The sequence below is a fragment of the Pseudomonas sp. S4_EA_1b genome, assembly GCF_016307435.1.
GTDB lineage: Bacteria > Pseudomonadota > Gammaproteobacteria > Pseudomonadales > Pseudomonadaceae > Aquipseudomonas > Aquipseudomonas rhodesiae.
In genome coordinates this window covers 29,297-47,528 of sequence record NZ_JAEILC010000034.1, presented here as the reverse complement: position 1 = coordinate 47,528, position 18,232 = coordinate 29,297, and the positions used below count along the sequence as shown (strand labels likewise).

Here is an 18,232-nt window from a genome sequence, read left to right as displayed (position 1 = left end):
GAAAAATGGGGCATGCACTACCCCCAGCGGGCCAATGGCATGCCCCGCAGTGGGAAGGAAATCGGCGCTTGGCCGAGGTGGTCGAAGTTGCCGGCCGTGGCGGCCTGCTGGTGAATCGTGCTCAGTCTTCGGACGGCAGCACGATGACGGTGGCGCTGCGCTCCGCATCGGTGACGATGCGGATGGCCAGCCCCGGATGGATCACGTAGCGGGATTCCAGCGATGCACCGGATTGCAGTGCAGTGCTGTTGGCCTGCCATTGCTGGATGTTGACGTCGCCCCAGTCGCCACGGGTGTGGCGCCTGAAGTACGGGATCGGGTCGAGCCGACCCGTGCGGACCAGGCGATCGATGCCCCTGCTGAAGATGAGCGCACCGATTGGAAACGCCAGCCCGTGGCAGTAGGTTTCAATGTGATGTGATGCCATGGGCTCCTCCTTGATGAGTCATTGAGCCACGACACCCCTGGCGGAGTGAAGTGGCTCCGTCAGGTGGATGAAGACGACGATGGTGCTGTCAGATCATGTCCCGTTCTTCGGGAAGCTGGATCACCGTGGTCTGGTGGTCCTCGCTGGTCTTGACGATCAACACCAGTTCGGGCGTGATCCTGAAGTGGGAGATCATCGGATCGTCCCCACGGATTGCGACATCGTTGGCTTGACGGGTGGCCTCATCGGTCTCGCCCCAGTCACCGCGCACATGGCGCTGGACAAGAGCCAAGGGGTCGATCAGGCCTTTGCGGGCCAGCCAATGCACCTTCTCGCTCAACTGCAACGTACCTGGTGCGAACAACGGTTGCTTCTGCGGCGCGGGCCGCTTGAACAGATTGGGGAACATGGTGTTTCTCCTTCGATGTGGTACAGCAGGACGACAGCGCGTCCGATGGATTAACGGATGGTCAGGACCTCGCCCCGTGTAGCGGAGCCGGGCGTCATGTCCCACGCGCGGATGACAGGCACGAACTTGTCGGTGAGGATGCGGGTCTCGGCGATGGAGCCGTCTTCGCGTTCGGTGAATTCCCGCTGGAGCGTCTTGTCCTTGTGGGTGTCACCTTTGACGACGAGCACGCGCCCGGTCTTGGAGCGCACAACCCCCGAGATCGCGCCCGCGGCCAGGGCCAGGGCGAGATGCCAGTGGGACAAGGCACGCGCCGGTGGACGCAGCGACTGCTGCGCTGCCCCCAGGTGCGTGTCCTGCGACGGCCAGAGGCCTTGCAGCCGGCCGACTTCATCGGCGAATTGCTCCGGCTCCATCGTCACGCGGAAGAAATGCTCCGGCTCGGCCGGACTGGCGGGAACGATGTACGGCAGGAACGGCCATTCGCTCGGCAGCTCCTCGGCTTCGACTTCACCAAGCCCGACCTGCAGCAGCAGATTGCGCACGGCCTTGAGACCATCGGGTGCCAGCTCGCGCTGACGCACCCTGCGACCGAAGATCACCACTTGCTTGAACTGCGTCTCCACCGCTCGGTAGATCCGCAGGTCCGTGTAGTGGCGCGTCAGCCAGCCGACCAGCTCGGCGTCGAGCACGTAGCCGGGGACGATGAAGACCAGCACACCGCCGTACTGCAACAGCGACAGGCTGCGCTGGTAGAACAGTTTCTCGAAGCGGGGACGGCCCTGACCTTGATAGCCGATGTTGCCGTTGACGTCCTTGGACAGGTCGCCATACGGCGGGTTGAGCCAGAGCAGCCCGAATGACTGCTTGGAGATCATCGTGTCCATCAGGTCCGCGTGCAGGCAGTGATCGACAAGGCCGCGGGCATGGCGTGCCCGTTCCGCGTCGAACTCGACGGCGAACGCCTTGGCCTGCTCGCGCCCGAGGGCATGAGCGGCTTCGGCGATCGCCACGCCTTCGCCGGCGCAGGGATCGAGGATGCACATCGGACCATCGCTGGGCATCAGTGCGTTGAGAGCTCTTTCGAGCGTGGGTTCGTCGGTCGGGTAATACCCGTTCTTGGCGAAATTGCGGGCGAGCCGCGGGAACATGAGGGCCATGGAAGTCTCCTGGTTGGCGGGGATGAAGTGCGAACGCACGCTTTGGCGTGCCCTCGCGGGTGGGTCAAGCCGCTACCGCTTCCGGCGTCCAAATCTTGGCCGGATAGGGATAGGCGGTGAGCACGTCACTGCGGATCAGAGAGCCCAGCGCCAGGGTCAGCGCCGGCACGTCGATGGCGAGCCGATGGCCTTCCAGCGGCCCGAGGGCGAACGGAAGACGGGCCAGCATCTCGCGGGTCTGTAGCAGTTCCAGCACGGGTTCGCGCCAGTGGTCGAGCAGCGGCAGTGGGCAGGTGTCCCTTAGCAGCATCCACAGGCGGTCAAGCCGGTGGGCGCTGCCCTTGGGCAGCAATGCCAGTGCGCTGGCGTTGGCCTTGTCGGGCTTGACGCAGCGGCGGTCGAACAGCCACACGTTGGACAGCGAACCGAACAGCGTTCGCCGGTAGGCGCGGGTCATGCGCTTTTCCAGACGATCGACGTTGCCGATGAACACCGGGACGCTGCCGCCCTGGTCGGTGATGACGTGGAACTGGTCCAGGCCCTGTTTGTCGCGCCCGAGGGTCAGACGAGCGAGGAACTGCTGGACGGCGGTGTCCCGCGCCCAGATCGACAGGAAGATCAGGTTGCCCTGGTCGTCGCCGACGCAAGCGTCGGCCATCACGTCGGAGCATTCGTCGATGCGATACAGCGTGGTAGAAGAAGTGTGTGCGGGCATGGTGGTGTCCTCGGATAAACGGGAACAGCACCGCCCGCTGGGGCAAGCACTGTCCCAGGGGGTGGAAGAAATTCGCTCAGTCCGGCTCGAACTGCCGGGTGTGCGGGTTGAAGTGGAGTGCGTCGTCCACCGCGGTGATCGGCGTGAAGCCGTCCAGGTAGATGTTGTTGAGGTACTGGTCGCGGTAGGTCAGCGCCTGCCGTGCCTGTTCCTCGGTGAGGCCATTGCTGATGAGGTACTCCAGCATTTCCTCGTCGGAAGAAACTTCGTCGTTGGACAAACTCCCTTCAACGAGCTTCAGCAGCGAGGGCGGGAGCGCAGCCAGGATCGGGTCCATGTCGGTTCCTCCTGGCTCAGGCCATCAGCGCTGCGGTGGATGCCGCAGGTGCCGTGGGTGTGCGCCGCCGCGCGTGGTAGGCGCGAACGCCTGCACGCCAGTCGGCGGACTGCTCCGGTGCGAGGTCCAGATAGGACAGCGGGCACGAGTAGTAGTACGGGTGCATGGACTCGTCCAGCGGCTTGTAGCCCCACTGGCCGCCGCTGCGTTCGAGCAGATCGCAGCGGATGTAGCGCAGGGATTGGCCCGGCGCCAGATGACGATGCACACCTTCGACCTTGGCCGTCACTTCCGCGACGGACCAGAGGACGTTGCCGCGCAGCGCGTGGGCGATGACCTTGACGCTGGCGCGCTCGGTCTCTTGCGGTGCGATCAGTTCCGCGATCAGTTCAGACCGCGATTGGGGGGAGAAATACCAGCCCATGAGAGGCCTCCTGAAGAATGGAGCCGGAGGCCTCTCCTTGGGGGAGAACCCCCAGCGGGTGATGGAATGCCGCGTGTGCGGCGATGGAGTCCGGTGCGGACTAGGAACCGCAACCGGCTGGGCAGTAGCCCAGTTCGATGCCATGGGAGCAGTAGCCGTTTGCAGCGTTCCAGTCCCGGGTTTCCTGCCGTTGGGCAGGCGTTGCGTAGTCCCATTCCTGGGTCGCGATTTCCAGGGCCTGAGCCCGTTGGTTTTCCGGCAATCGACTGGCTTGCGCGTCGATCTCCGAACTGAAGAGAGTGACCCAGTGATCCCAGGACAGGCCGCAACCACGCTGGGCATGCTCGGCGGCCGTCTTGCAGACAGCGCGCCACGCGGGTTCGTCCAGCGCGGTATGAGGTGTATCGCAAGCGATGGTGGACATGGTGGAGACCTCCAGAAGAAAGCCGGAGCCTCCCCCCGCATGGGGAAGGAACCCCGGCGGGTGGATGAAGAACACCGCGGATGCGGCGTCTGCGATCACGCAGGTTGCAGTTCGGCCTGGCGGCTCCACTCCTGCGTCTTAAAGTCCAGCGCGTAGCCCAGTTCACCCAGGCGGGCGATCTGCGCACGCAACGCGCGGCGGTCGATGGTCGAATCCAGTTTCACGGATTCGCCCAGCGGCCACAGGCTGCCGAACAGCGCGGCATCGCCATCCTCGGCACTGCCGGTGGCAGCAACCGCGGCGGGCGTCGGCGCATCCACCCCGAAAGGCGTGGTATCGACCAGCGGGTCCGCCGACGCCTGCACGGGTGCGGGCTTGGCGGGTTTGGATGCTTTGACGGGCTTGGCCGGCGTTGCCGCTGGCTGTGCCTCTTGCTCTTCATCAAGCGGATCGACTTCCTGGGTGGCGAAGCTGCGGGCCTCGTCACGGCTTAGTTTGTCGATGCCATTGAGCGTCATGCCGTCGAGGTTGGCGCGGACTTCAAAGCGCGCGCCGCCCGCGACCGGATAGGACTTCGCGAAGATGTAGTCGGGTAGGGACAGGCCATTACTGGCCCATCCCCCCCTAAGAACCGTACGTGAGAGTTTCCCCTCATACGGCTCAAGCCTTTCAAAGCTCGCTTTCGCGAACCGGCTTCACCACCTTGAGACCATTGACGTGGATCTGGTTATGACAGTTCGGATGCACCATCACGAGGTTGGTACTCCCGTCCTTTCCGCCATCGACCCGCCGGATGATGTGGTGGACATGCCACCCCGATTCCTGCGTGATCAATTGCTGGCAGATTGGACAACGGCGATCCTGATCCAACCAGAGGTTGATGAGCTTCTTCCTGCCCCTCAGTGAGTTCTGCATCTTGAGGCTCATACGCTCCTCAAAGTACGTTTCCCACAGCGGGTCGAGTGGAGTAGCCTCCAACTTGATTAGCCGGTGTCGCCGGATGGGCGTATCCGTTGCCTTCCGCAGTACCGCCAGGATCGAATTCCCATCGGGGAACTTTTCACCTGTCGCCGCCGCAAACACCCAGTTACGGGAGCCTACGGAATGGAAGTAGCGCTGCTTGATCCAGACACTACCCTTATGCGGATGCCGACGGGCGGCCCACTGCCACAACACATGCCAAATCTGATGATCGACACTCGCGAACGTCGCTTTTGAGACGACGTGCTGGTGATAATTTGCCCAGCCTTGGATCATCGGGTTAAGTAGCTTGATCAGATGTATCTGATTTAGCGCCTTGTTTCCTTTGACCACGGAGCGCACTTTTTCCAGAAAGGTTGTCACGTTCGTTTTCGACGGCTTAATCAACAGCTTGCCGCTGTACTTGCGCACGTTTTGACCTAGAAAATCAAAGCCCTCGTCTATGTGCGTAATCTTGGTCTTCTCCGGTGAGAGCGTGAGCCCCCGTTCCCGCATGAATTCCTTGACTATCGGCATGACCTCTTGTTCCAGTAGCTCTTTCGAGCGTCCTGTCACGATGAAGTCGTCCGCATACCGCACGTAGTTGACTTTCATGGTGATCTGCTTGCCATTTATAAAACGTTCTTTGCCGAACGTCTGAAACAGCTTCGCTTCAAGACCATCTAAGACGAGATTCGCCAGGGTTGGCGAGATAATGCCCCCTTGCGGGGTACCGGCTTCGGTTGGAAAAAGTTGCCGATCTTCCATGTATCCGGCCTTGAGCCACTTCCTCAGAATCTCGCGATCTGTCGGTACATGACCCATGAGCCAGTCATGGCTGATGTTGTCGAAGCAGCCTTTGATGTCGCCTTCCAGAACCCATTGCGGAGACGCCTTCATGGACAGTGATTTGAAGCACTGTTCGATAGCATCCGCCGTGGACCTTTCTGGTCGGAACCCAAATGAGCGCCTATCCGCAGTGGTCTCGGCCACGGGTTCAAGAGCAAGCAGGTATAGCGCCTGCATCGCTCTGTCCTTCATGGTCGGGATACCCAGCGGCCGCATCTTCCCATTGGCTTTGGGAATATAGACACGCTTCAGCGGTTGGGGACGATACCCGCACCGCTTGAGTGACAACATGGCTTCAGACTTGGCTTCCGGGGTGGACCATGTGATGCCATCCACACCCGGCGTCTTCTTGCCTTGGTTCTCGGTGACTCGTCTGACGGCCAATGCTTTGCCGCTGAACGAGTGGGTCAGAATCCATTGCAGGGCTTTCAGCTTGCCATGTTTTCCTTCCCGTGTCGCCTTTACGATACGCGCTTGGAGCCTTCGCACTTCACGGTGACACGCAGCCCAGTCGATGCTGTGCCATGTGACCGATTCGCGTGAGGGCGCACCCGCGCAAGCAATTTCTTGCGTAGTCATCTGCAATTCCCTCTTTAAGAAGGTTGGACAAGTTCTCTCGTAGAGAAAGACCAAGTGGAAGTCTGCCCGCTTTCGCGTGGAGTGATGTCGCCTTGCGGCTCAACCCCTATCCGCCCCATTACAGGACAGCATTCGCTTTTTCCACATTCCTATACCCGCACCGCCAACAGCATTCCTTACGGTCTGCCTGCCCCAATGGGCAGCGATACGGGCTTACCGTGTTTCGCTTGAGTAACGAGATGGGTTAGACCCTGCCTTTTCACCGGCGGTCATGATGTCCGTGTGCTCTCAATCCGAAAGAGAGCAACCGACCGCATACCTTTTGGTTCAAGCCTGTCAGCATCTTTGGCTTGTTATTCGTAACGATGTTTAATAGCAGTTCACTTGCGTTGGTCATACCACCCAGCCTAGCGCCGTATCCGCATTGATGCTTGCAGATAACGCCTTGCCTCACGGCATCAGCGCAGCCCGAGGGCCCAGCTACATTGTCCCGGCAGCTTCACACAAGACCGTTACCAGTCCTGCATGTGCCGGTAGGCTACTGATGACGGAACACCAGGTTCCTCCGCGGAGTTTCCTCCGTTGGAACAATTACTTAAGCGACTTCACGTCGCACGCGGATGACGAACTCCCCGTCGTACTTGCCTTCGGGATACTGCTCCAATTCCGGGTCTTTCACGGCAAATTCGCCGATGGGCGTGGTCAAACGACCGACCGTGAACGGGCCGTTCTTGCCGCGGATGGTTCGCAACGTGAGCTGGCCCGGGACGACGATGGGTAGGACTGATCTTGTGGCTTCCGAGGTGGCTACCATGATGGTTCTCCTTGGGAATAGGAAAAAGGCAAGGCCCCGTGAGGGGCCATGCAGGATCAGAACGAAGCAGCCAATGCCGGCTCCTGCTCCTCGACTTCACCTGCGGGCTCGCGCTCGGCGGGCTCGACAGGCTGGTCGGCAGCGGTGTCGGCGGCAACCTCGGCTTCGGGCGCGGGTGCGTCCTCGGCCTGCGGCGCCTCGGCTTGCGCCTGGCTCGTCGGATAGACCTGGGTGCCGTCGATCTTGATCAGACCGATGTGGACCAGCGTCGATTCCAGGCTCGCTCCCGGTTCCCCGGCGCGCTCGCCCTTGGTGCGGATGTACGGATCGATCTTCATGTCGTTCAGACGGAAGGCGATCAGCACCTTGCGGTCCCCTTCGATGGCCTGCACGCACCGGCGAACCAGGTGCTCGGCCTCGGGGGTGGCGACGATGGTGTCGAAGTACCGATATTCCGGTTCATCGACAGGTCCGCTCAGGGCGGCGATGGTGCATGACAGGAAGGGGTCGCCATTCTTGGGGGTGACGTCCTTCACTCGGCTGAGGTAGCCGATGCCGCGGGTGATCAGTTCGTGCTGCTTGATCGAAGCCAGTTCGGCCCGGTCAAGCGGCTCGGCCTTGAGCAGCCGTGCCTTGAGGGACGCGCCGGCCTGGCCCTTCTTTTCACCCTTGTCGCGGATGTACGGATCACCGCGCAGATCGCCAGTGCGGAAGCGCACCAGCGGACGCTGCTTGGGATCGTCGACGCCGATGTAGCGTTCGACCAGCTTCTTGGCCTCGGCACCCGAGACCTTGACGTCGAAGTAGCGGTAGGTCGGGTCCTTGGCGGGACCGACCAGCGCGGCGATGGTGCAAGCCAGGAACGGCTGCGCACGGCGGCCGCCCCGGACGGGAACCTCGCGGGCACGCTGGATGTAGCCGATGCCGGAGGTGTGGAGGTCGAAATACGATTTCTCGTTGGACGTGTTGCTCATGGTGAATCTCCATAGGGATGAAGCGGAGACACACCGGCCCCACGCATGCGGGGAAAGGTGCGTAACCCCGCGGTGGGTTGATAAGGCGAAAGCATCCGCCACCAGAGACTGGTGGCCGCTCGCAAATGGATGCGGTGCGAGCTGGCTCGGTCACGCAGTAGGTACTGCGCGGCAACCTCGAAGACCGATGGTTGCCTGGCATGTCGCTGACAACGTCAGCAGGCATGGGGTCAGCATGGCTGGGGCTCGCGCGCGCGGCAGCAATCAATCGGCATCCGGGGGCATCCCTATTCGTCAGTCGCCGCAGAAGCAGGCGATCGGCTCTTCGGCGGTGTCGAACAGATCGCCCTGATCGGCGGCGAAGCGCGCCAGGTCGGCATAGCTCGGGCCATCGGCGCGGAACCGGGCACCGCTGGGCTTGCTGGCGAGGTTCAGCGACTCCATGCGCACCCACCAGATGGCCGCCTCGGGCCGGGCTTTGATGAGCGCCAGGCGCTGCCCACGCGGCTTCAGGAAACACAGGTCGCAGTTCCCTTCGAGCGTGCGCCCGTTTACCGTCAGCAGGTCGAGGTTGAACGGCTGAGCCTGCCAGAAGGCGTCCACGTCGCGCACGGTGACGCCGGCGTCCGCCAGCGGCATGCACATGGTCTCGCGGGTCGATTCGGTGGAATGGCCGCGCGCGCGAATCTTGGCGACGCGGCGCTGCTCGTCGGCGCGAATGCCGATCATCTGGTCCCAGTCCGTCCACCCCAGATGCCGCAGGTAGCGGTGCATCGGGCGGATCTTCAGGCTGGTCGTGCAGCCGCGCGCGACGGGATTAGGTAGGTACTGGCGCTTGCGGATCAGCGCCTCGAACGGCTCGCCCTGGCGGCTGGCCCGATCGAAGTCCACCAGCGTGAAGCCTGGCTCCGTGGGCAGGTATTCCAGCCAGCGTATCGGCACCTGCCAGTGCTCGGCGCAGTCGCGCACAAAGCGCAAGGTCGCCTCCATCTCCTTGCCGGTGTTGGCGAAGCAGACCAGAGTGTCGGCAGGCAGGCCGCCATTGGCCTGCAACACGCGCCAGAGCATGTAGGCGCTGGTGCGCCCGCCCGAGAAGCTGATGCAGGTCGGCTGTGTGATCTTGAACGGGTCGTGCATGCGGTCGTCTCCGAGGGCATGTCGGCGGGCATGCCGACGGGGCGGGCCATGGCGGCCGGAGACGAACGCGCACAAGCGGCAATGACCGCGGTGCGGAGAAAAGGAAGCCCCCGTGACGGGGGCTGTGAGGGACGGTGGTAGCCGTGCTACACCACTGGCACCACCTCCAGCGACAGTTGCGTGGGGGTGGCGGACAGCATCAGATCGTCCGTGCCGTGCAGGATGCGTGCGAAGACGCCTTCCTTCGGGTCGAAGAACTCGCCGAAGTCGTCGCCGCCCAGCTCGGCGCGTGCCAGTTCCCACCAGTCATCGAACGGTCGGTATCCGGGTTGCAGCCGACGGCGTAGGCCAGCAGCTTCACGCGGCCATCGGGGCGGCGCTCTCCGCGCTCGGCGAGGAAGTACACGCCCTGGTCCTTGGCGAGGACGACGCGGCATTGGTTGGCGACGGCCTCGGCCAGCACCGGCCGCAGATCGGTGCCTTTGAATCGCAGTGCCATGGTTGAAATCTCCTGTGGGGATGAAGAAAAAAAGGCCCTCCACCCGAACGGATGGAAGGCCTGTGGGGGCAAGTCGCCGGCAGGCTGCGAACTCAGCCGTAGTGCTGCTGGGCTTCGTGCCAGGGAACGAAGCGCGCATCCCCACCCGTTGAGATCGGAAGCTGCAAGCTCCCGGTCTCTTGCGTCGAGAAGCGCGTCGCCTGGTCGAACTGGACCCAGCCGAACTCGTTGGACCAGAAGCCGGCGCTGTCGCTGATGGCGGACTCGTTGGGCGAATACACCACCCAGCACTCGCTCGCCTCGAACATCACGCCGGCACCGCCTGGCGTCGCCGGGAAGCCTTGGCATCGATCACGCTCACGTCGATCCGGCCAGTTTCCGTCGTCGATGAGTCTCTCCAGTACTTCGCCGAGCATGTCGAAATAGACCTCGTCATGCCGATCGACAAGTTCGCCATCCCGATGCAGTTCCACCACGTAGGTGTCGCCGCCGCGGTCGTAGAGGATCGTCACCTGGCCCTCGAACTTCGCGGTCGAGACCGTGAAGCCGATCGCCGGGGGTGTCTCGATGATCTTGGACGGCTTCGGATCGACCCAGGTGAAGTCGCGGGCGCTCGCATCGACCAGCATGTGGGTGATGCGCCGGAACCCGTCGGGCGCCGGCATTTCCTCCAACTGCTGGATGAGCTGGCCCAGTTCCATGCACTGCGGCTCGGGGATGGGCAGCTTGGCCGGCGCGGAGCCGAGGATGTGCCTGGTGATGGTGTAGGGAACACCGTCTGCGGTCTTCTCGGTGATCACTTCCGGGGTGTCCGCGCGCAGGCCGTCGAAACGGCGCCGTGCGTAGGGCTGGACATGTACCTTGGCGCCCTCGCTGGGAACGGTGGTGACCAGGTTGGGATCGAGCACCGCAAACTCGCTGGGCTTGAGCTTGACGACGATGGCGTCGTCGTTGGCCGCGACCACTTTGCCGTCGAAGGGCTGGGGATCGATGGCGAAGCCCAGCGTCGAGGACTGCGGCTGATCATCGAAAAAGCGGTACTTGATCGACCGCAAGTTGCGGGGCACATGGCCTGCGACAAGCGAAGGCATCATGGATTTGATGAGAGAACGGTCCATGGGAATCTCCTTGAGGAAGAACAAGGGATTCCCCGCCCGCAAGGGAGAGGTCCCTTGTGGGTGGATGGACGCGGAGCGTCCGTGGGAAGAAACGACCAGCGCGGTTTCCCGTGCTTGCAGCCTCGAAGGTCTTGGCTGCCTGGGCATGTGTCGGCTGCGCCGACGAACATGGGGGCAAGGATGGTTTAGGGATGCGTGGCCCGCCCGCAGGAAACCGCACCGCGCCACACCCGCTTTCCTGTGCTACGGGATTGGGTAGGGTGAGGGGTTACCCCCTCAGCCCTCCCACACCACCGTACGTGCGGTTCCGCATACGGCGGTTCAGTTGATACGCTGGAGGCGATCCACGGTGTCGCGGATCGAGACCAGCCCCATGGCCGTGAAGTAGGCGTTAGGCAACGCCTGTTGAAGGTGAGATGCCCCGGCGTTCCACCATGGGCCGCGACCATTGCCGCTGGATTTCCAGGCCCGTTGCGGGTCCAGCCCCAGCGCAATCATGCGGCGTTGGCGTGTACGCCCAGTTTTCCACTGCCGCCAGAGCAGACAGCGAAGACGACGACGCACCCAGCCATCCAGATCCTGCATGCGCCGCCGCTGCACGGTTAGGCGGAAGTAGTTCGCCCATCCGCGTAGCAGCGGGTTCAGCCTCTGGATAACCTTCACCAAGGACTGACCGCGCCCTTGCCGCATCACGTCACGCACGCGCTCCATGAGCCGCCCGATACTTTCCGGGGCGACGTACAGGCTGACGCTTGCGTGGCGTTCGGCTACCCGATATCCCAGGAACTTACGGCTTCCCGGTCGAGCAACCGCGCTCTTAGACGCGTTCACCTTTAGCCTCAAGACCTTCTCGAGATAGGTCCTGATGCCTGCCATGACCCGGTGTCCCGCCCGCTCGCTGCCGACGTAAATGTTGCAATCGTCAGCGTAGCGACAGAACGCCAGGCCCCGCTTCTCCAGTTTCCGATCCAGATCCGTCAGCAGTACGTTCGACAACAACGGCGACAGCGGGCCGCCTTGGGGCGCCCCTTCCGTACGGGACTGTTCCACCCCGCCCGCCATCACCCCCGCTTCCAGGAAGCGACGGATCAGCTTGAGGGTCGTCCTGTCCTGTACCTGGCGCGCCACCCGCGCCATCAGCACGTCGTGGTTGACCCGATCGAAGAATTTCTCCAGATCGATATCAACCACCCAGCGCCGTCCGGCTTGGACATGGCGTTGCGCCTGCCGTACTGCGTCGAGCGCGCTGCGCCCCGGCCGGAACCCGAAGCTACTGGCCGAGAAGGTCGGCTCGTAGATCGGCTGGAGAACTTGATGTAACGCCTGCTGGATCAGACGATCCACCACCGTTGGCACGCCTAGACTACGTACCCCGCCACTTGGCTTGGGGATGTCCACCCGGCGCACCGCTTGCGGCATATACGTCCCCGCCAGCAGCGCCTGCTTCACGCTGGGCCAGTGCATCTTGAGCCAAGCTCCGAGCTCCTGGACGGTCAGACCATCAACCCCGGCCGATCCGCCATTGCGCTTGACCCGTCGATACGCCAGCCTCATGTTGCTGCGCTCTACGACCCGCTCCAGGAGCGAGCCGCTCTCCGATTTCGTTTGCCCAGTTGTCGCCGCGCCAGCTTCAGCACCACGAGACCTTCCCCCCGGCTTCCGGCCGGTACTGGGTTCCGTGGCCCCTGTCACCAGGGCTTCTGCTTCATCAACCAGCGTCGAGATCATCTGTCCTACTCTCGGTATCCTCTGTTCGGGCCTTCGTTCGGGGTACTCATCGGCTCACCGCCTTCGCCTCGAACTACTATGCCCTCTGCTGACTTCTGGTCACGCATCCCTTGCCTTGCGGCTCCGGTAGCTGGAATATGCCCCAGCACGTGACCAGATCTCCCCGGGTATTGCGCACCCACCTTCGCGCTTATGCCTGTCGGATCTACGTAGCAACGCCAGTACAAGTTTCGGGCTTTGACGATTTCGGCCGCCTTACCCAGTCACTACGCCTCGTATCCGCTTCCTGTGCGTCAGGCCAGCGCTTTGCCATCCGGCTTCCTTCAGACCCGCGGTCGCCCACGGAACCCTTGCCTTCGGCTAACTCTTCCCCTTGTCGGGCGAGTAGAGGACTTGCACCTCCAAGTGAGTGCGCCCTGCCGGGCGCACCAAAAAAAAAAAAAAAAAANNAGGGGCTTGGGGTCAGGCTTCGTACACGAAGTAATGCTCGCGCTGACGCGGGAAGAAAACGTGCTTCCACGTGTCGCCGCTGGTGTTGCCACCATCGAACACGACCATTTCGTAGTCGTCGATGTCGGTGTCCACCAGGTCGGCGCTGGCGATATGGCGCATGTGCAGCGTGCCACGCATGCGCTCGAATACCAGGATCTGGCCGATGGCGTCGTCCTGGCCCATAGCGTTGACGCAGGCCCCGAGCTGATGCTCGAAGTCGCTTACGGGCAAGATGAGGTCGGGGAACATGAGGGTGCTCCTATGAAATTGGACCGGCCCGGCTCCTGGCGAGGAGTCGGGCTGGCATGGGGAGAACGAAGAGGAAAGACGGCGCGTATCGAGGCTGCTAGGACTCGACCAGCGGCAGGCCCAGCAGCACGGGAGCGTCGGCGTCGAGGATCAGGATACGCACATCGGCCTGGCCAGCCAGTTCAAGGATGTTCGCCAGATCGTCCGGCATGCCCTTGTTCCGGTGCTCCTGCCGAAGCTGTTCGGCGCTGATGCCCTCGGCGTGCTCCAGGTTCTGGTCCGTCCAGGGCGTGGAGATCAGCTTGACGCCGATCGCGGGGCTGTACGGAACCCGGAACGCGATGAACAGGAAGGCCTCCGGCGTGGCAAGGTCTGCCAGGTTGGCGAGGTACTGGCCGGTCTCCTGGCTGATGTGTGCGGTGCTGATTTCCCAGCAACGGCTGTAATAGCCGGTCTCGAAACTCAGGCGCTGCACGACTTCCCGCGCGGCTTCGGCCGAATAGGTGTCACCGATGTGGACCGGACGACCGTCAAAGTCGTCGCCATGGACGGCATAGACAACGGCACCGGTCACACCTTCGCCGCTGACGCCTTCACCGGCATCGCATTCGGCTAGTACCTCGGCGCTCACAGGTTCGGGGCTATTGCTGACCACGGCGAAATCGCTGGTGACGATGCAGGAGGAGGAAATCAGCGCCTCGTCGGAGAGGTGCTGCTGACTGGCATGGATGGGCCGCCAGACATGCGGACTTCCATCCTCGTAGCTGATGGACAGCGTGCGGACGATTTTCAGATTCCAGTAGCCGCGAAGAAAAGGGTTAGGTTTCTGGGACATGGGAACTCTCCAGATTGAATAATGGAGCCAATTCCCGGAACCGGGAATTGGACCCGGTGGGAGGTCCGGCGCCTGTCGGCGTCGGTGATGGAGTGGCGCTGGTGCTATTCGCCGAAGTCGGTCGGGTCGCCCAATGCCTTGAGTACGTCGATCAGGCCGCAGTTGGCCAGCACATACAGGTGGTTGTAGTCCTCGCCCGACGGCGGCTGTTCGGCCGTGTTGAGCGTGGCGTCGAGGTCGAGGATGTCCTGTCGCACGCTCCGCGCGATCGCCAGCGGATCGGGTCCGTCATCGACGACAGGCTCGTCCAGTGCGGCGAGGACTGCGCGTGGCGACACGGAATCCGCCAGCGCCTCGTGGACGGTAGGTGATTCGCCGCGACAGACGGCTTCGGCTTCGGAGTCGCCGATGGGAAAGCGCGTGATCTCGTCGTCGTCGGCGCCCTCGGTGTCGTAGTCCACCACCACGAACGGCGGCAGCGACAGGTGGGCCGGCCAATCCTGGACGAGGATTGCCTGGACCAGACCGCCTTCGAGAACGACGGCGAAAGATGGATTTCGGGGCATGGGTCACTCCTTGGGAAAAAAGGGAGGGACACCGCCCCGAAGGGACGGATGTCCCTCGTTGGGATCGAAGAAAGTCGCGGAGGTCCGCCGGGATCGGCTTACCAGCCTGCGTAGTTGAGGACCAGGGCGGCGATGACCTGGCGCCGTTCGAGGTCGAGGCCGCCCAGATCGGACAGTCCCTCGAAGCCGCAGCGCTTGAGCATCGCGGCACCCTCGCGGGCGTTGTAGAAGCTCACCATCGCGGAGAGGAACATCCGCTGCCCGCCGCTCAGGACGCCGAGAGCGTCGTTGAGCCGCAGCAGGTTGGGACGCAGATCCCACTTGCTCTTGGCCTGGTTCAGGCCTTCACGGGTGCCGTCGCCGAACCACTCGGGGCCAGCGATCTCGGCGCCGCGCTTCCATGCCTCGAAAAAGGCCTGGGGCGCGGCAGCGAAATGCTGTTCTTCCCGCATGATCTGATCGACGACTTCCCGCGGCAGTAGCTGGTTCATGACGTGATTCCTCCAGTTGGATCAGGGAATGGCGAGCTGGGACCAGCCGCCTCTTTCGAGGGCACGTTGAGCCGCGGCATAGCTGCGGAAGTACTCGTGGGATTCCCGCGAAACTGGGCCTTCGGTATCGCGCGTGCCGATGTAGTGACCGGCGGCGCTTTGCAGGACTTCGAGCGGCAGGAACTTGCCGCAGTAGGTCGAGGCTAATTGGCCGAAAGAGGCTTGCTGGGACATGGACGGGCTCCTTGGAAAAGCGGGGCCTCGTCCCTCACGGGATGGCAGCTCCCGCACGCGGTTGATAAAAAGCATCGACGTCACGGGGACGCGCGTCCGCAGACTTGATGCGATGCGGACTGGTGGGCAACGCGGGAGAGACCCGCGGCAGCCTGAAACCCGGGCTGCTGGCATGTGCTGACGAATCAGCGAACATGCGGGCAGCTTCGTGCGCGAGCCGTGCCGCGTCAGTTGGAAAACGGCATCCGGCCCAGCCCCGATTGATGGCCGCCGGAAAAAAAGAAACCCCGCATCGAGTGCGGGGCTGTCAGGAGGGTGTGTCGGCGCTGGGTCAGTCGGGCTTGTCGCCCAGGACATGCTGCTTCCACAGGTCGAATGCCTGCTCGGGAGGAAGTTCGGCGAGGATGACGATGGGCTGGGCCTGCCGGGCACGCAGAGAAGCGAAGTACGCCTTGCGGTCGGCGATGGCCTTGAGCTTGATGCCCTTGATGAACATCAATTTGCCATCCTTGATGAACAGCACTTTGTTGCCGATGTCGCGGTTGAACGCGGCTCGCACCTTGCGCTCGGCGTGCATGGCGTCGGCCAGTTCATCGACCAGGAAGTCGAGCGTCATGTCGATGTAGTGAGGGTCTTCACCCTCCTGACCGAGGTCGAGCGGCGCAGGTGGCAGGCTCTTGGCGAAGGCTTCGGCCTGCGCCAACTGCGCAGCCTTGCCGTTGAGTGCGTGGAGGAATGTCGAGCCGCCGTGGCCATCGTTGCGGGCCTCGGCGATGGGAGTGCCGTCGAACACGACGGTGGCGCTGAAGCACAGCGTTTCCTCGCTGGCGAAGTCGGCCACCTTGAGGTTCTTTAGCGTGATGCGGTCTTGCTGGGTGATGTTGTCCATGGAAAGTCCTGAAATCGACCGGGTGGCGACACGCCCCTGATGGGATGTGGCGACCATCCCGTGGGTTGGAGAAAGGAGGCATCGGTGCCCCGGTGGGCAGCGTTCGCCGGTGAGATGCCGAGGCGAACTGGCGGGTGGCGTGGGGGGAACCCACGGCAGCCTGGCCACCCTGGCTGCGGGCATGGGCGCTGCGTCGGCAGCGACACATGCGAGGGAGCATCGGCGCTGCGCTGGCGTGCGTCATCCGGCAATCTGGATTCGTCGCCACCGGATTGCCGCGCCCCAAGAAAAAAAGCTCCCCGGAGGGAGCTGAAAGGGAGGATCACTGCACGCTCGCGAGCTTGCCCTCGGCGTCGAAGCTCAGGCACACGGCGGCACCCGCGAGCTTGGGCTGCTGGGTGTATCGCCAGGACCTGGGCAGCAGTTCCTCGATGGCGCGGGCGGGCGAATCCGAGCAGCCGACCGCGATGAACGTGGCGATGGTCTGCGCATCCGCATCCTCGCGACCTTGGTCGTAGCGGTCATCGAAGATGTAGTCGGACAAGAGCCTGGTGACGTCTCCCGCATGAGGCGTCACGTAGAGCCTGCCATGCCTGCGGATGGCAGCCACCGCATACTCGCGGGTGTCTCCGCCAAAGCTGGCGGACAAGGTTCCGACCAAGGTGACACCGATGATGTCGCCGTTGAATGGCAGGCTGTCATCCACGTGCAGCACTTCGCCGTGGTGGATGCCGACCTGATCCGGGTCTGCGTAGTGCAGCAAGTCGCGCAGCCAGTGGTCACCATCGAGGCGGTGCTCCTCCAGCAGAAAAGCCTGTCTGGCCGCCAGATAGACCTCGGCGGTCGGCACATCATCATCGTCTTCGGCGTCGATGGACCAGACACCGACCTCTTGGAGCGCTTCCCGAGCGACAACGCCCTCGGCGTGATGGCGATCCCAGTGCCTGGCCCAGTGGCTGCGAAAGCCTGGCGGCTCATGGGTCCAGTCGCGGAACCAACTGCGCGGCGCGAAGGGAATGCTGCTGAGCAGATCAGCGTTCGATGAGGACAGGCACGTGGATGCGTACAGCATCACGAACTCGGCACCGGACAGTCGCTCCTTGGCTTCGATCAACGCCTGACGGAAGGCCTGCGCGACCGCAGCCTGGATGCGCTTGCCGTCCTCTTCCTCGTGGAGCAGATGCTGGCGATCCGGCGGGCGGGCGATCATGTCATCGCGCAGCACCACGATCTGGTGCCGTTGCGAAGAGGGCCATCTTCCGATGGGAAGCCCTTGGAGGTAGCAGCGGTACTGTGACTGCGCTCCTTCCAGGTCGATGAGAACCCGGCCGACGTCCGTGTCCCGCCAGGCCAGAGCTGGCCGGGACAGCGGGCGCTCGACCTCCGCGCCGTTCAATGTCACGCGGACGGGGAAGGCTTCGCACAGCCGCACCAGTTGCTGCGCGACCCACTGGGACAGTGTCGGGCCCTTGTAGGGAGGCTCGACACCGCACAAGCGGATCTCGGTGCCGACGCGCGCTGGCGCGGCGATGACGTCGATGTCCTCGCCGTTGATGATCGCGGCGGTGGTGGCGCGAAAGGCCATGTCCAGCGAATGCACGCGCAGGCTGCGCGCGAAGTACAGCGTGGAGAGGATGCCGATGCCGAAGGGGTTTTCCCGGGCCTTCAGTTCCTCGTTCCAGCCGGATTCGGCGATGCAGATGAGGGTCTGGAGGTTGGCGATACCTTCGCCGTCGTCGCTGACGGTGAGTGTGTCGCCTTCGGTGGTGATGTGGATGTGGCGGGCCTTTGCGCGCCGGGCGTTCTGTAGCAGCTCGCCCAGCATTGAGGCTTGGGTGAACGCATGGCGAAAAGTTTCGATCAGGCGGTTCTGGTTCGTCTGTAGACGGATGGTGCTCATGGCATGGTTCCTTGGATGAGGT

18 protein-coding genes and 4 pseudogenes are annotated in these 18,232 nt (G+C 63.1%); all 22 read right to left on the bottom strand.

Going from position 1 to position 18,232, the window contains the following annotated elements; genetic code table 11:
• Positions 1-121: 121 nt before the first annotated feature.
• Positions 122-427: a hypothetical protein gene (locus YA0848_RS11350; protein ID WP_023082317.1), complete on the bottom strand. Its 306-nt coding sequence runs from the start codon at positions 425-427 to the stop codon at positions 122-124.
• Positions 428-515: 88 nt separating this feature from the next.
• The gene (locus YA0848_RS11345) at positions 516-836 is read right to left on the bottom strand and encodes a hypothetical protein (RefSeq protein ID WP_023082318.1); all 321 of its coding nucleotides are present in this window, start codon (positions 834-836) and stop codon (positions 516-518) included.
• Between the two features lie 50 nt (positions 837-886).
• Positions 887-1,996, bottom strand: a complete 1,110-nt coding sequence (locus tag YA0848_RS11340) for a DUF6094 domain-containing protein (RefSeq protein WP_023082319.1) — start codon at positions 1,994-1,996, stop codon at positions 887-889.
• A 64-nt stretch (positions 1,997-2,060) separates the two neighbouring features.
• Positions 2,061-2,711 carry a hypothetical protein gene (locus YA0848_RS11335; protein WP_023082320.1) on the bottom strand — a complete coding sequence of 217 codons (651 nt, stop codon included), beginning with the start codon at positions 2,709-2,711 and terminating at the stop codon, positions 2,061-2,063.
• 76 nt (positions 2,712-2,787) lie between these two features.
• Entirely contained in the window at positions 2,788-3,048 is a 261-nt protein-coding gene (locus tag YA0848_RS11330; protein WP_023082321.1) for a hypothetical protein, read from the bottom strand.
• Between the two features lie 16 nt (positions 3,049-3,064).
• The gene (locus YA0848_RS11325; protein WP_023082322.1) at positions 3,065-3,472 is read right to left on the bottom strand and encodes a hypothetical protein; all 408 of its coding nucleotides are present in this window, start codon (positions 3,470-3,472) and stop codon (positions 3,065-3,067) included.
• Positions 3,473-3,572: 100 nt separating this feature from the next.
• On the bottom strand, positions 3,573-3,896 hold the full coding sequence (locus YA0848_RS11320; RefSeq protein WP_023082323.1) for a hypothetical protein: 324 nt from the start codon (positions 3,894-3,896) through the stop codon (positions 3,573-3,575).
• A gap of 95 nt (positions 3,897-3,991) precedes the next feature.
• Positions 3,992-4,483, bottom strand: a pseudogene (locus YA0848_RS11315) (DUF3275 family protein); the annotation flags it as partial.
• Between the two features lie 82 nt (positions 4,484-4,565).
• Positions 4,566-6,284 (bottom strand): group II intron reverse transcriptase/maturase, encoded by a 1,719-nt coding sequence (gene ltrA / locus YA0848_RS11310; RefSeq protein ID WP_023082325.1) that lies wholly within the window; start codon positions 6,282-6,284, stop codon positions 4,566-4,568.
• A 616-nt stretch (positions 6,285-6,900) separates the two neighbouring features.
• A pseudogene (locus YA0848_RS11305) lies at positions 6,901-7,098 on the bottom strand (DUF3275 family protein); the annotation flags it as partial.
• Between the two features lie 56 nt (positions 7,099-7,154).
• Positions 7,155-8,072, bottom strand: a complete 918-nt coding sequence (locus tag YA0848_RS11300) for a DUF3577 domain-containing protein (RefSeq protein ID WP_023082327.1) — start codon at positions 8,070-8,072, stop codon at positions 7,155-7,157.
• A gap of 294 nt (positions 8,073-8,366) precedes the next feature.
• Complete coding sequence (locus tag YA0848_RS11295; protein ID WP_023082328.1) at positions 8,367-9,209, bottom strand: phosphoadenosine phosphosulfate reductase domain-containing protein; 843 nt, start codon at positions 9,207-9,209, stop codon at positions 8,367-8,369.
• Between the two features lie 146 nt (positions 9,210-9,355).
• Positions 9,356-9,708 (bottom strand): annotated as a pseudogene (locus YA0848_RS11290) (DUF3085 domain-containing protein).
• A gap of 344 nt (positions 9,709-10,052) precedes the next feature.
• Positions 10,053-10,826: pseudogene (locus YA0848_RS11280) on the bottom strand (GTPase); the annotation flags it as partial.
• A gap of 321 nt (positions 10,827-11,147) precedes the next feature.
• The gene (gene ltrA / locus YA0848_RS11275) at positions 11,148-12,572 is read right to left on the bottom strand and encodes a group II intron reverse transcriptase/maturase (RefSeq protein WP_374990868.1); all 1,425 of its coding nucleotides are present in this window, start codon (positions 12,570-12,572) and stop codon (positions 11,148-11,150) included.
• A gap of 444 nt (positions 12,573-13,016) precedes the next feature.
• A complete protein-coding gene (locus YA0848_RS11270; protein ID WP_023082332.1) occupies positions 13,017-13,295 on the bottom strand; it encodes a hypothetical protein in 279 nt (92 codons plus the stop codon).
• Positions 13,296-13,392: 97 nt separating this feature from the next.
• Positions 13,393-14,130, bottom strand: coding sequence for a DUF5983 family protein (locus tag YA0848_RS11265; protein ID WP_023082333.1), 738 nt, complete (start codon positions 14,128-14,130; stop codon positions 13,393-13,395).
• 104 nt (positions 14,131-14,234) lie between these two features.
• Complete coding sequence (locus tag YA0848_RS11260) at positions 14,235-14,696, bottom strand: hypothetical protein (RefSeq protein ID WP_023082334.1); 462 nt, start codon at positions 14,694-14,696, stop codon at positions 14,235-14,237.
• Between the two features lie 98 nt (positions 14,697-14,794).
• Positions 14,795-15,187, bottom strand: coding sequence for a hypothetical protein (locus YA0848_RS11255; protein WP_023082335.1), 393 nt, complete (start codon positions 15,185-15,187; stop codon positions 14,795-14,797).
• A 21-nt stretch (positions 15,188-15,208) separates the two neighbouring features.
• Positions 15,209-15,421: a hypothetical protein gene (locus tag YA0848_RS11250; RefSeq protein ID WP_023082336.1), complete on the bottom strand. Its 213-nt coding sequence runs from the start codon at positions 15,419-15,421 to the stop codon at positions 15,209-15,211.
• Positions 15,422-15,752: 331 nt separating this feature from the next.
• Positions 15,753-16,310 (bottom strand): hypothetical protein, encoded by a 558-nt coding sequence (locus tag YA0848_RS11245; RefSeq protein WP_049272048.1) that lies wholly within the window; start codon positions 16,308-16,310, stop codon positions 15,753-15,755.
• A 322-nt stretch (positions 16,311-16,632) separates the two neighbouring features.
• The gene (locus tag YA0848_RS11240; RefSeq protein ID WP_023082338.1) at positions 16,633-18,210 is read right to left on the bottom strand and encodes an ATP-binding protein; all 1,578 of its coding nucleotides are present in this window, start codon (positions 18,208-18,210) and stop codon (positions 16,633-16,635) included.
• Between the last annotated feature and the right edge of the window lie 22 nt (positions 18,211-18,232).

What these genes read in the sequence shown, in the direction of transcription:
- YA0848_RS11350 (WP_023082317.1), bottom strand. Translation starts at nt 427, where the DNA reads ATGGCATCACATCACATTGAAACCTACTGCCACGGGCTGGCGTTTCCA.
- YA0848_RS11345 (WP_023082318.1), bottom strand. Translation starts at nt 836, where the DNA reads ATGTTCCCCAATCTGTTCAAGCGGCCCGCGCCGCAGAAGCAACCGTTG.
- YA0848_RS11340 (WP_023082319.1), bottom strand. Translation starts at nt 1,996, where the DNA reads ATGGCCCTCATGTTCCCGCGGCTCGCCCGCAATTTCGCCAAGAACGGG.
- YA0848_RS11335 (WP_023082320.1), bottom strand. Translation starts at nt 2,711, where the DNA reads ATGCCCGCACACACTTCTTCTACCACGCTGTATCGCATCGACGAATGC.
- YA0848_RS11330 (WP_023082321.1), bottom strand. Translation starts at nt 3,048, where the DNA reads ATGGACCCGATCCTGGCTGCGCTCCCGCCCTCGCTGCTGAAGCTCGTT.
- YA0848_RS11325 (WP_023082322.1), bottom strand. Translation starts at nt 3,472, where the DNA reads ATGGGCTGGTATTTCTCCCCCCAATCGCGGTCTGAACTGATCGCGGAA.
- YA0848_RS11320 (WP_023082323.1), bottom strand. Translation starts at nt 3,896, where the DNA reads ATGTCCACCATCGCTTGCGATACACCTCATACCGCGCTGGACGAACCC.
- ltrA (WP_023082325.1), bottom strand. Translation starts at nt 6,284, where the DNA reads ATGACTACGCAAGAAATTGCTTGCGCGGGTGCGCCCTCACGCGAATCG.
- YA0848_RS11300 (WP_023082327.1), bottom strand. Translation starts at nt 8,072, where the DNA reads ATGAGCAACACGTCCAACGAGAAATCGTATTTCGACCTCCACACCTCC.
- YA0848_RS11295 (WP_023082328.1), bottom strand. Translation starts at nt 9,209, where the DNA reads ATGCACGACCCGTTCAAGATCACACAGCCGACCTGCATCAGCTTCTCG.
- YA0848_RS11270 (WP_023082332.1), bottom strand. Translation starts at nt 13,295, where the DNA reads ATGTTCCCCGACCTCATCTTGCCCGTAAGCGACTTCGAGCATCAGCTC.
- YA0848_RS11265 (WP_023082333.1), bottom strand. Translation starts at nt 14,130, where the DNA reads ATGTCCCAGAAACCTAACCCTTTTCTTCGCGGCTACTGGAATCTGAAA.
- YA0848_RS11260 (WP_023082334.1), bottom strand. Translation starts at nt 14,696, where the DNA reads ATGCCCCGAAATCCATCTTTCGCCGTCGTTCTCGAAGGCGGTCTGGTC.
- YA0848_RS11255 (WP_023082335.1), bottom strand. Translation starts at nt 15,187, where the DNA reads ATGAACCAGCTACTGCCGCGGGAAGTCGTCGATCAGATCATGCGGGAA.
- YA0848_RS11250 (WP_023082336.1), bottom strand. Translation starts at nt 15,421, where the DNA reads ATGTCCCAGCAAGCCTCTTTCGGCCAATTAGCCTCGACCTACTGCGGC.
- YA0848_RS11245 (WP_049272048.1), bottom strand. Translation starts at nt 16,310, where the DNA reads ATGGACAACATCACCCAGCAAGACCGCATCACGCTAAAGAACCTCAAG.
- YA0848_RS11240 (WP_023082338.1), bottom strand. Translation starts at nt 18,210, where the DNA reads ATGAGCACCATCCGTCTACAGACGAACCAGAACCGCCTGATCGAAACT.